Here is a 12,453-nt window from a genome sequence, read left to right on the forward strand (position 1 = left end):
GCAGTAGATTTGTCACCCCCGAAAATCATACTGACAAGAATCTATTGTTCCGGCAGCGGTTTTTCGGCCTGCGTATATTCGTGTAACACCAAGTGAATTCCACCCTTACTTCATTCGATCATGCAAAAGACATTTCTCTTTCTACTATCCCTCTGCGTCAGCCTGGGCCTGCAGGCCCAGTTGATCATCACGGACCCCGCCGCCCCAACGGATGATCAGGCGGTAACCATCACTTTTGACGCCACCCGGGGTACCGGTGGGCTGGCCAACTGCAACTGCGATGTCTACCTCCATACCGGCGTCATTACCAATAACAGCTCCAGCCCAAGCGACTGGAAGTACGTACAAACCGAATGGGGAGTTGCAAATGCAGACTGGAAGCTCACGCCGGTAGCCGGCGAGCCCAATAAATTCACCTATACTTACGGCCCCAGCATCCGGGAATATTTCAGCGTACCGGCGGGAGAAGAAATCCAGAAAATCGCCTTTGTTTTCCGTAATGCGGACGGCACGATGGAAGGTAAAGCCACTGGCGGAGCCGACATCTTCGTCGACGTTAGCGCCGGGGGCGGAGCCCTCGGCCTCACCGTGGTTGGCAACCCTGGCCAGGATAACTGGCCGCTCGGTAAACCATTATCCGTTTTAGCCGGCGCTACGGCGGAGGCAAGCCTGGAGATCTACGACAACGAGACCCTGGTCACCTCAGCCACCGACGTAGAACTGGCCTCGGAGCTCGTCTTCACCACTCCCGGAGAACACATCATTCGTTTTGTTGCGCGGCGGGGCACGGAAGAAGTTTCTGAGAGTTTCACTCTCGATGCGGTACTCGTCGTTGAGTTTACGGAACCTTCCCGGGACTTTAGTTCTGCCGCAGCGGGCGAAAGTGTTTCCCTGACCGGAACTTCCTATATCTCCAGCGACCTGCTTCTCTCCGATGGAACCAACACCTTTTTTTCCGGAAATGCCACAGACTTTTCAGAGAGTGTAAGCTTGCCAAACGCCGGAGTAACCACCTACACGATAAGTAGCAGCTACCTCGGGGAAACTGCAGTTGACCGCGTGATCTTCGTCACCGGCGAGCCCGAAACAGCTGAGCCACCAGCCGGCCAACGTTCCGGAGCCGTTGATGGAGACAACGGAGAAGTTACCCTGCAGCTGCGCGCGCCGGGCAAGTCAGATGTCTTCGTTATCGGAAATTTCAACGACTGGACCCCAACGGCAGAAAGCCGGATGAAACGCTCCGCTGATGGTTCCACCTTCTGGATCACCCTCTCCGGCCTCGAACAAGGAGAAGACCTCCTGTATCAATACCTGATCGATGGCGACCTGCGCCAGCCCGACCCTTACAGCACCCTTGTGCTGGACCCCAACAACGATCCTTTCATCAGCGAGGCCACCTTTGCGGGTATACCCGACTACCCAAGCCTTGCTACTACTGGTATCGTCAGCTGGCACCGGCGCGCCGTCGCCCCCTACAACTGGCAAACCGAAGACGCCTACGATCGCCCGGACCCCGAGCGTATGGTCGTCTACGAACTCCTCATCCGTGACTTCCTCGAAGACCATAGCTTTAAGTCCCTGACGGACACCCTGGATTATCTCGAACGCCTCGGCGTCAATGCCATCGAATTGATGCCCCTCAATGAATTTGAGGGCAACCTGAGCTGGGGCTACAACCCCAGTTTCCACATGGCCCTGGACAAATACTACGGCAGCCCCGAAGACCTCAAAGCTTTCGTTGACGCCTGCCATGCCCGCGGCATGGCCGTCATCCTGGACGTCGTCTACAACCATGCTTTTGGCCAGTCTCCGCTGGCCCGGATGTGGTGGGACGAGGCCGCCTTCCGCCCTACGGCGGAGAACCCCTACCTCAACATCACCGCCCGCCACCCCTTCAACGTCGGTTATGACTTTAACCACGAAAGCGACCTGACGAAAGAGTACGTGAAAACCGGACTCGAATACTGGATCGAAGAGTTTCGGATCGACGGCTTCCGATTTGACCTCAGTAAGGGGTTCACTCAGCTTTTTTCCGGCAACAATGTCGGCTTTTGGAACCAGTATGACGCCAGCCGCGTCGCCATCCTGAAGGATTATGCCGACCATATCTGGAGCATAGACGATGAGACCTACATGATTATGGAACACCTGGCTGAGGTCAGCGAAGAAAATGAACTGGCCGAGTACGGAAACGGGATGTATTTCTGGTCAGGTTTCCAACCGCACGATGCTTACCTGGAGGCCTCCATGGGCTACGGCGGGAACATCAGAGAGGTTCTGGCCAGCAATCGTGGATTCGATAGCCGTCGGCTGGTCGCCTATATGGAAAGCCATGACGAAGAGCGGATGCAGTTCAAGAACGATCAATTTGGCAACTCCGCCAATGGTTACAACGTTAAGAATCGCCCAACCGGCCTTAGCCGTATCCAACTGGCCTCCACCTTCTTTTACACCATTCCCGGACCAAAAATGCTCTGGCAATTCGGGGAATTAGGGTATGACTTCAGCATCAACTACTGCCCTGGCGGCGGTATTGACCCGAACTGCCGGGTAGACAATAAGCCCATCCGCTGGGATTACCGCAACGACCCGGACCGGCAAAAGGTCTATAACTGGATCGCGGATCTGAATTTTCTGCGCAACAACTACAGCTTCCTTCACGGCACGATCTCCCGCCAGCAGCTGTCAGGGGACGCAAAGATTGTCCACCTCGAAGGCTCGGACGGCACGGCAGCCATTGTGGGCAATTTTGACGTTAACCCCGTTCGCACCGCCAGTGTTTTCCCCTTCGCCGGCACCTGGTACGACTACGCCACCGGTGAATCCATCACCGTTAATGACCCCGACATGGTGGTTGATCTGGAAGCCGGAGAACACCACGTTTATCTTGACCGCCCAATCGCAAGAGGTGGCGGAGACCTCAGCACCTCCACCAATAGCAGGGCCATCGCCCGGCTTCAGCTGGAGGTGAGTCCCAACCCTACGGGAGGGCGTCTGCGCCTTGACTTCTTGCTGAAAGAGGCCGGCCCCGTAAGCATCGATCTCGTGGACGCGACCGGGCGGGCAGTTCGCTCGCTTTACCACAGCCAGCTCTCCTCCGGGCCGCAACAGCTTTCACTGAATACGGGAGAGGTGCCGGCGGGGCTTTATTTCCTCCGGGTTTCGGGGGGAATGGGAACGGCGGTTCGCAGTCTTGTAGTTCGGTAGGTTGGTCTTTTGGTTCTTTGGGCTACCGCACATGGGAGGCATGGGAGGCATGGGAGGCATGGGAGGCATGGGAGGCAAAAAATAAGGCTGGAGCTCCTCACGTAAGTATCCGTATAAAAAACGACTAGGAGGAAATAAGTAAGTCAGCTTTGCGACTCACCAACAGACCAACACGCAGTCCCCTCCTAAACGCGGCAGCCCGAAAGACTAACGAGCTAACGAAGCAAGAGACTAACCTCAAAGCTTGTCCCAACGCAAGCGCAGCGTTCCGTCGACTTCTGAAATGTTGATATTGAAGTTGTTTTCGGTAAGTCGGCTAATGGTCCCTACCCAGCGGAAAGCGAGGAAGCCCCGGTTATCGAAGAAGTCGGCGTCGAGGGTAAATTCCAGATCATCGTCCAGGTCCCGGAGGGCGTCAATGAACCAGGGCCCCGCGAACACTTCTCCGTTTCCGGCGACGTATTCCAGGGTTCCGTCCGGGAAGAAAGTGATGCGGTCGTTGCGGAACTCATCGGTGAGGTTATTATTGAAAAGAGCACCATCTTCATCGAAGGTAGCTCTGTCAATCACCCAGGTGCCCAGCAGGCGCTCTTCACGGCGTTCAATTCGGTCGCTTATGGAACAACCGCTGGTAACCATCAGGGAAAAAGCTAAAAGAATGTACAGGTTCTTCATGTCGGGCTTGTTTAGTTGAGGTATTACTAAGGTCCGAAAGAGGCATTACCGGGTTGCAGCCCACCGGGTTTTTTAAGTCGGTTTTAACCAGAGAGAGAAGGCTTTCGGGCGACCTTAAGATTTTGGCAACAGTATCCAGACTGTGGGGGCGCGGTCGCAGGTGCAATGCAGGGCCTTTAAGGCGCCGTGCCACCCCACCCTGCTGTTCGCTACTACTCTTTGATCCTGCGTTTGCGCCGCCTCTCTTGCCTTGCTGCCTTGCGCAGTTCCCGCTCTGCGGCTTTAATACTTTTGAGTTCTCCCAGCCTGCCCCGGTCCCGGAAATACCGTTTGCGCCCCAGCCGGAAGCGAACTTTTGGTGCCCCGTCCTTATCGTTCTCCACCACAAGGTAGACCTTACGACCAGCCTGCGCGTAGCCCGTTAGCGGGGGTACCTCCGTCAATACGCCCCGGCCAATGTTGCGCAGCGGGATCGATATCAGCAGGTCTGCTCCGCCAAGCGTATCGTAGCTTCCCTCCACGAACAGTTGTAAGGGGGTGGACTGAATCTCCGTTTCCGGCAACCAGACCTGACCGCTGTCAAAGTTCATTTTAACCAGCAGTGGCGTCATTTTCACCCGCTCAAAGCGCTTCCTCATCCTCAGCTTACGACCTATTTTCTGAAGCGTGGACCAATTACTGATCTCCGCATCGGTCAGCCGCAGGTCGATTTCCCCTACGGTCTGATCCATCAATATCTTCTTTTGCTGATCGTTCAGGACGCCTTCGAACTTACCCTCCGTAAATAATATTCCCCGCAAAGCCTTTGGCAGTGTACCACTAAGCCCTTTAATATTGTCTGCTTTCCGGCTCAATGCCTCCAGGGCTAAAGAGTCCGTTTTCCACTCCACCGCGAAGGGATATTGCTTCTCTTTGTTGTAATCATAAGTAGCGGAGAACTCTACCTCGCCGCCCGCGATGCTGAAACCGGACTTCTCCAGTATCAGCCGGGTAGAATCATCCCGGCGGAAGCCTGCGTATATATCCGTAAACTCCGTCCCGTCGTTCGCAAAAAAGGTATCCACCTTCAGGCTGACATCCGGGCGAAAGGAGGAAAATATACCCTCTGCTGCCATCAATGACTGACGAAGGTTAAAGCTGCCCGTATCGGTCTTTGCCACCGTGGCGCCGACCTCTGCCGGCATGAGGTACTGAAAATCCGACAGACGAATACTTTGCGCCGTGGCGTCAGCTTTCATCGTGAAAGATCGGCCCAGATCAGGGTACAGGAAGGCAGTCAGGCGGTCCATCACTCCACTGACGTTGACGTGGCTGCGGGTAAATTCTGAAAAGAGCTCTAGCTCAAAGGTGGCTTGTTCGTTCTTCGCGTCCACGACAAACCTTCGGATGGGCAAATAGACGGCCGCAGGACGGTAGGTAATCCGGCTGCTGTCAATCTCCAGACGGAGGACGGAGTTTTCCATCAGATCACTCAGCCTGGCCGGGGTGCCGGTTATATCCAGATTAATGCGAAACTTTCCGGAGCCAAAGAAAAAGTCTTCGGCGGCAAAGAGGTGATTAATGAAGCTGGGGTCCCCGTCTAATTGCAACTGCGACTGAATGCCTTCGGGGCCGGGGCGATAGGCCAGCGTGCCGGCAAACTGGTTCTCCGTACCTTCCTTAAAGGCCAGTTTCCCGAAGTTGTACCCGGGGGCAATCCCCAGGGTATCATCAATAACCCCTTTATGGTAGAAATCTATGTTCAGGTCAGCCGGCAAAGAATCCAGCCCTTCCGGAAGGCTAAGCCCAAAGTACTCCAGGCTCGGCCGCAGCCGGTTCAGGTCCAGATTTTCTGCATTGATCCCAAGGCGGAAGGGCGTTTGAGCGGGCTGCTTCAGGCCCAGACGGGCAGACAGGCCAAAGTCACTCTCTTCCCAATTAAAGGTGGTTCGTTCCAGCACCAGAGTATCTCCGTCAAACCGCATTCCCGTTTTGAAATCCAGTACTGAGAAAACGTCAAAGTAAGCCACGGTGTCTATTTCCACTTCAATGCTCGGATGAAACGCTCCCTGAAGGCCAAGCAGCGCTTTTTTCATGGACTCCTTACGCTGTTTATCGCTCATTTCTTCTTCCGGGCTCAAAACGCCGTCTTCGCCGAAAACATTGAGAAAGTCTGTCCACCCAAGACGAGGAGCGGTAAGCGTAACGTCGGTGCGGATGTTCTCCGCCGGCCGGTCCAACAGCAAGGGAAGAAGATTATCCAGCTTTCCCTCCAGCTTAAAAGCGAAGTCTGATTTTCGGGCACTACTCTCCAAAGCAAATTGAATGTCCTTCTCCCGCTTGCCCATTTCAAGGTAACGTAGAGGGAAAACAATTCCTGCGGGCCGGTACATAACATCGACCTGGCGAAAGGTCAGTTTTCCATCGCTGGTAGTGATTATTTCATCCACCGAATTCAGAGAGGCGTCTACGAATGTGTTTAGCTGAAAGCGACCTCCCTTAAAGATAAAATCCCGGGTTTTGACGACGTCGTTAATCTCGTCGGACGGGCCGAAGGCCCGCACGGGGCCCCGTAAGCGCAGGTCGTTCCTTGTGCCACGGAGAACGGCTTGTGGCATTTTCACTAAAAGCTTCCCCCAATAGCCTTCCGTACTGTCCAGCTTTACTAAGAAGTTCTGTTTACTTCCCGGTACCCCCCCCTGCTCAGCCGCCAACCGGTTAGTGAAGTTACCGGAAGTATGCACCTTACTAAAGAAGTGCTTCTCGATGGTAACGTCCTGCCCGGCAATAGCAAAATCAACGCTGATTTCCGGATCCTCTCTTTCATCGGGCCGTTCCTTTACTTTGACCTGCGCCTGGAAGGGGCCGGACACCCCGTAGTTACTTAACTTTTTTTGCAGCGCACGGGGTAACAGTGCGAGAGCTTCTTCATAATTGATGGCATCCTTTTCTACCTCAAGATCCAGGCTTTTACGGCCGTTCCGGCCGACCAACAAGCTCATTTTGTAGCGTTCGTCATTAACGTAGAGGTACGATGGAGCAAGAGCCCAGGCAGTATCCCGCATGCTAAGTAACACCTCACCCCGCAGAGAGGAGTTGTCCAGGTAATGCCCCGTCAGAGTATTAAAGGCAATGCCTTTTACGTCTGCCTCCATTTTGACATCAAAATGGACTTCTTTACCTGTTCCTCTTTCAGCGATGGTCTGTAAACTGTCCAGGTAAAATTCCATTTTTTTGTGCTGAGCAGCGTAGTGGTAAGCCACATCGAAATCTTCCAGACGAACAACTACGCCTCCCCAGTCCAGGGCAGGGTTGAGTAAACCGGGGAGCTCCGGCGGTGAAGCGGGGGCGGGCTCCTGCGGAGGGTGTCCCAAATTGGCGGTCCCCACTGAATCCCGTTTGACGTAGAGCCCGCCGCCACGGATACTGACTTGCTGAATCATCAGGGTATCCGTCAATAACTTAGCGAGCGAAACGGCTCCAACAATTTTTTCGGCAGAGAGCAAGGCGGGTTCCGAGGAAGGCCGTTCACTATCCCGCAGCACCAGGCTGTCAATGGAGACCTTGAGTACGGGAAAAGTGCTCCAGAACCGGAAGTCGAGGTCGGCAAAAGCGACCTCCAGGCCTGTCTTCTCGGCCAGATCGTCAAGCATCTCCTGCTTACCGGACTTCAGATAGGAATTAATGGCCACCCCCGCACCTGCCAGCAACAGCAGCAAAATGGTCAACAATACCAGTACAACGCGGAGGATTTTTTTTAACATAGCAGGGATGCAGCACCGGAAGCTAAATTCCTTTACGGCCAACAATAGGGAAACCTGATATAAAGGTAAGGAGTTCGTCGGCAGGGAGTGTTCTTATTGATCGGAGCCCTTTTTCCGGCGCTGCCGCAGGTGCAAAGAGAGGTGGACAGAGCAGTGTGGGCAGGAGTACCTTTCCTTTATTCCCCGAATAATTGCTCCTCCGCAAATACCCGACATAAACTGTCTCTGAACCTTACCCGTGATTAGCTACTTTTGCGCCTGTTCACCGAACCTCAGCTATGCGCCCCTACCTGCTACTTACCCTTCTTTCCATATTCACCACTGCTTTATCTGCTCAGTCTGCGATTATTCGCGGCAACGTTTATGATAACGACAACGGTGACCCCATTGCCTTTGGCACCGTACAGCTTACCGGAGCCGATGGGCTCAATAAGGGGGCTAATACCAACATCGATGGTTTCTTCAGCTTCGCTAACCTTCAGGTAGGAGACTATAAGCTCATTGCCTCTTATATCGGTTACGAGACGATAGAGTTCGACATCAACATCGCCGTTGAAAACGAGATTGAGTATAAGCGGATCACCTTACTCCCGAGCGGAGTAAGCCTATCGACGGTAGACGTTAGTGCCCGGCGGGAACAGGCCCGCTCCGACGTTGCCGTCTCCAAAGTAACCTTCAGCAGCGATGAGATCATGAGTGTACCTTCCACCGGAGGTGAGCCGGACATTGCCCAATACCTGACGGTATTACCCGGTGTTGTCAGTTCTGGCGACCAGGGCGGCCAGCTCTACATCCGAGGTGGCAGCCCGGTACAGAACAAGCTGCTACTGGATGGCATGACGATCTATAATCCCTTCCACAGTATCGGTTTGTTCTCCGTTTTCGAGACGGAAGCCATTCGCTCAGCGGACGTTTACACCGGCGGCTTCAACGCAGAACATGGCGGTCGTATTTCTGCCATCGTTGACATCAAGACGCGGGAAGGGGACAAGAAGCAATTCGGCGGGCTGGTCTCCGCCAGCCCCTTCCAGGCGAAGGTCCTCGCCGAAGGCCCTATCAAAAAACTCAACGACTCCGGCAGCAGCATCAGCTTCCTGCTTACCGCTAAGCGGAGCTTGCTCCCCGAAACGAGTAAAGCCATTTATGAATACGCCGTCCAGGATAATTTCTTCAACCTTGGAGACAGCTCGAACCTAACGGCGGGGGACATTGGCCTGCCCTACAACTATCAGGACATCTACGGCAAAGTCAGCCTCGTAGGCGGCAACGGTTCTAAGCTCAACCTATTCGGATTTAACTTCACGGACGACTTCGAAGTACCCGCCATTGCCTCTCTGGCCTGGACAAACAACGGGGGCGGGGCAAGCTTCAACATCGTACCGGCCAGCAGCAACGTCGTCATCAACGGCGTTATTTCTGCCTCTACCTATGACGTAAGCCTTGCCGAGCGCGACGGCGCACCGCGAAGCAGTACCGTGGCCAACTACACTGCCCGGCTCGACTTCACCTACTTCGGCGGAAATAATGAGATCTCCTACGGCTTCGATTATAACGGCGTGAACACCAACTTCACCTTCGTCAATCCACTGGGCATCACCTTCCTTCAGGAAGATTTTACCACGGAGCTGAACGGTTACGGAAAATATAAAGGCACCTTCGGGAAACTGATCGTGGAACCCGGCCTGCGGATGCAATACTACGCAAGCCAGAACACCTTCAGCCTTGAGCCACGCCTGGGCTTGAAGTTCAATGCCACTGACAACATCCGTCTGAAGGCTGCCGGTGGCCTCTACAGCCAGAACCTGATCTCTACCCAGAACGACCTCGACATTGTCAACTTTTTCACCGGCTTCCTCGTCGGGCCGGAGGGCACCATCTTTGAGCCAGACGGAGAAACCGCCGCTGCGGACAACCTCCAGAAGGCGGCTCACGCCATCGTTGGTATTGAAGTGGATGCTAATGAAAAGCTGACCTTCAACTTGGAGGGGTACTACAAGGGTTTCAATCAGCTCATTGAGCTGAACCGGAATAAGCTGCGGGCTACGGACCCCAACTTTGTCACGCTTGACGGTGTCGCCTACGGTGGAGACATCAGCGGAGAATACCGCAGCGGGCGTGTCTTCCTGGCGGCTAACTACAGCCTGGGTTTCGTAACCCGCGACGACGGCGAGCAGGAGTACCCCACGAGCTTTGATCGCCGGCACAACGTCAATGCCTACGGCACCTATGTTTTTGGAGGAGACAATGCCTGGGAATTTGGCTTCCGCTTTAACTTCGGATCCGCCTTCCCATTCACCCAAACGCTGGGCTTCATCGAAGAGCCCGACCTGACGACCGCTCCCGTGCTTCCGAACATCCTGACGGGCAACGGCGACCTCGGCGTTCTGCTTAGCCCCGACCGGAACGGCGGGCGCCTGAGCGATTTCCACCGCTTGGACCTTTCCCTGCAGCGGACCTTTGAGTTCGGCACCGACAGCCGCCTGGAAGTTACCGCCAGCGTCACCAATGCCTACAACCGGGAAAACATCTTCTACGTAGACCGGATCACGAACTCCCGCGTGAACCAGCTGCCCATTCTGCCTAGTTTGAGTGGGACTTTTTACTGGTAGGGGTTGCGGGTTGCGGGTTGCGGGTTGCGGGTTGCGGAAAAAAATTAAAAACGGTCTGTCCGTCCAGGATTAGAGACAAATAAATTCGCTATTTCAGATAAGGCCCATTAGCTGTGCTGTAACACCTATATGCTAACGTCAAAGCCCTGGACAGAAAAAGGGCATTACTCGAGGGGAACGCTAAGCGTAAAAATTATAGAACTACTGGAAGATTCGAGACTTCAGGGTGTTCATACGCTGCTTTTCAACTCACATTGCACCTGCGGCCGCGCCCAAATCCAAAATCCAAAATCAAGAATCGAGAATCAAGAATCCCTCACGCCTCCTCCCGGTCCCAATCCGTCTGCGCTACGTAGATCATCACGATACCGATGAGTACCATACCGAGCCGGACGGCAAAAGATAAGCCGACGTTCATCCGGTAGAGCCAGTCCAGGAAGATCAGGTCGACGCCGACCATATTGAGGAAGAGCGTAACGATGCCGATCATCAACAACAGGAATCCAATAACGGTGATGGTGGTAGAGTGCTTGATCATCGGGGATATAATTTTTTGTAAAACTACAATCAAGCCCATGGTGTTGAGGCAATGAGCTTTAATTTTACCGACAAAGGATATTCTTTCTGATTTAACCGCTTACCTAACCACGTTTTGCCCAACCACCACCCCATCAAGATCATCGAATGCCCCCGTGATGCTATGCAGGGGCGCCACGATTTCATTCCATCGGAAACGAAGGCCGCTTACCTGCAAAAATTACTGGCCTGCGGTTTCAATACGCTGGATTTCGGCAGCTTCGTTTCCCCGAAGGCCATTCCGCAAATGCGGGACACCGCCGAAGTGCTCGGAATGCTCGACCTGAGTAAGACCGACACGAAGTTACTCGCCATCGTTGCCAACCGCCGGGGCGCGGAAGCCGCCTTGTCTCATCCGGAGATCGACTATCTCGGCTACCCCTTTAGTGTCAGCGAGACCTTTCAGCTCAGGAATACCAATGCTACCCTGGCGGAGAGTCTGGAACGGGTCAAGCAGATTCAGGAGCTCACCGTTGCGGCCGGCAAGGAGATGGTGCTCTACCTCAGTATGGGCTTCGGCAACCCCTATGGTGACCCCTGGAACGTGGAAGTGGTAGAGCAATGGTTAAGCCGTTTAGCCCAGCTTGGCATCCGCATTTTTCAGCTGTCAGACACCATCGGCGTGGGTGACCCCGTTAACATTCACTACCTGTTCAGCAATCTTATCCCCCGCTATCCCGACCTGGAGATTGGGGCCCACCTGCACACCACTCCGGACAGCTGGGAGGAGAAGATCGCCGCCGCCGCCAAAGGCGGCTGCCTGCGCTACGACGGTGCCATCCGTGGCTTCGGCGGCTGCCCCATGGCCAAGGACGACCTGACCGGCAATATGCCAACGGAAAACCTTTTTCAGTTCTTCGGCTTTGACCGGACGGGGGTAGAGCGGGAAGCTTTTCTGGAGGCGATGGTGGAGTCAGGGAAGGTGTTTCTGGAGTAAGCAATCATGCCCGGGAAATTCAAAAATATTGCCCCCGAAGCTACCGGCGGCGTAGACAGCTCCTTTTGTGGGCTTGGTCCGGCTTCACTTTGCCGACGCGGCCAGCGATCTGCCCCTTCGGGGCTGGTGGCATAACAAAGGCTCAACATGCCTACTATTAAGACTCCGTCCAAATTTCCGGTTCAGCATCCATTTTTCAGCAAGTAAGCCCGCAGGGCACTTACCTTACTTATTGAAATGAGGTATTCCCCCTTTCATACCACACTTTTACTCCTGGCCGGGCTCCTGCTTAGCCTGCACTCCGTAGTGCCTCATGTACACGGTCTGCCGTGTGGTAAGCCCGGGGAAGTGACGGCCGGGCATATCCCTGCTTCCGGGGGAGACCTGTTAGGCCTCCTCCAGGACTTCTTTACCAACACGGACCTTGGAGAGGATCACCTGGAACACTTCTCTGCTGATCACGACGTAACGCTCGACCTGGCGTTCACCGCAACGCTACCGCCCGCGACGCTTCCCCACATTGTGCTTGCTGTCATCTCTGAGCCTGGCGTTACACGCCGTGAACGGGTTTTCCGCAGTTGGCATTTTCCACCCTCCGGAGTGTACCCGGATGCCGACGCGCCGCGCGGCCCACCTATCATCGTTTAGCTCTTTTTCGTTCCCCGCTTCGCTTCGGCCAGGCGGGTGGTTTTCGTATTTTGCTAAA

At 54.6% G+C, this 12,453-nt stretch carries 7 protein-coding genes; 4 read left to right on the plus strand and 3 right to left on the minus strand.

Annotation, left to right across the window (positions count from 1 at the left end):
• Positions 1-120 precede the first annotated feature (120 nt).
• On the plus strand, positions 121-3,207 hold the full coding sequence (locus BM123_RS15880) for a DUF4961 domain-containing protein (RefSeq protein WP_090170298.1): 3,087 nt from the start codon (positions 121-123) through the stop codon (positions 3,205-3,207).
• 237 nt (positions 3,208-3,444) lie between these two features.
• Here BM123_RS15880 and BM123_RS15885 read toward each other — a convergent pair whose 3' ends face one another.
• Both BM123_RS15885 and BM123_RS15890 read right to left on the minus strand, forming a co-directional pair.
• Complete coding sequence (locus BM123_RS15885; RefSeq protein WP_090170299.1) at positions 3,445-3,882, minus strand: hypothetical protein; 438 nt, start codon at positions 3,880-3,882, stop codon at positions 3,445-3,447.
• A 212-nt stretch (positions 3,883-4,094) separates the two neighbouring features.
• Positions 4,095-7,625 carry an AsmA family protein gene (locus BM123_RS15890; RefSeq protein WP_090170301.1) on the minus strand — a complete coding sequence of 1,177 codons (3,531 nt, stop codon included), beginning with the start codon at positions 7,623-7,625 and terminating at the stop codon, positions 4,095-4,097.
• A 278-nt stretch (positions 7,626-7,903) separates the two neighbouring features.
• Here BM123_RS15890 and BM123_RS15895 point away from each other — a divergent pair, with 278 nt between their 5' ends.
• Positions 7,904-10,234: a TonB-dependent receptor gene (locus BM123_RS15895; RefSeq protein WP_090170303.1), complete on the plus strand. Its 2,331-nt coding sequence runs from the start codon at positions 7,904-7,906 to the stop codon at positions 10,232-10,234.
• A gap of 316 nt (positions 10,235-10,550) precedes the next feature.
• Here the strand turns inward: BM123_RS15895 and BM123_RS15900 are convergent, their stop codons facing one another.
• Complete coding sequence (locus tag BM123_RS15900) at positions 10,551-10,772, minus strand: hypothetical protein (protein WP_090170305.1); 222 nt, start codon at positions 10,770-10,772, stop codon at positions 10,551-10,553.
• Positions 10,773-10,934: 162 nt separating this feature from the next.
• Between BM123_RS15900 and BM123_RS15905 the strand changes: the two genes are divergently transcribed.
• Both BM123_RS15905 and BM123_RS15910 read left to right on the plus strand, forming a co-directional pair.
• A complete protein-coding gene (locus tag BM123_RS15905) occupies positions 10,935-11,747 on the plus strand; it encodes a beta/alpha barrel domain-containing protein (RefSeq protein WP_090170374.1) in 813 nt (270 codons plus the stop codon).
• Between the two features lie 237 nt (positions 11,748-11,984).
• Positions 11,985-12,395, plus strand: a complete 411-nt coding sequence (locus BM123_RS15910; protein ID WP_090170306.1) for a hypothetical protein — start codon at positions 11,985-11,987, stop codon at positions 12,393-12,395.
• Positions 12,396-12,453: the final 58 nt, after the last annotated feature.

This window comes from Neolewinella agarilytica (genome assembly GCF_900110645.1).
Taxonomy (GTDB): domain Bacteria; phylum Bacteroidota; class Bacteroidia; order Chitinophagales; family Saprospiraceae; genus Neolewinella; species Neolewinella agarilytica.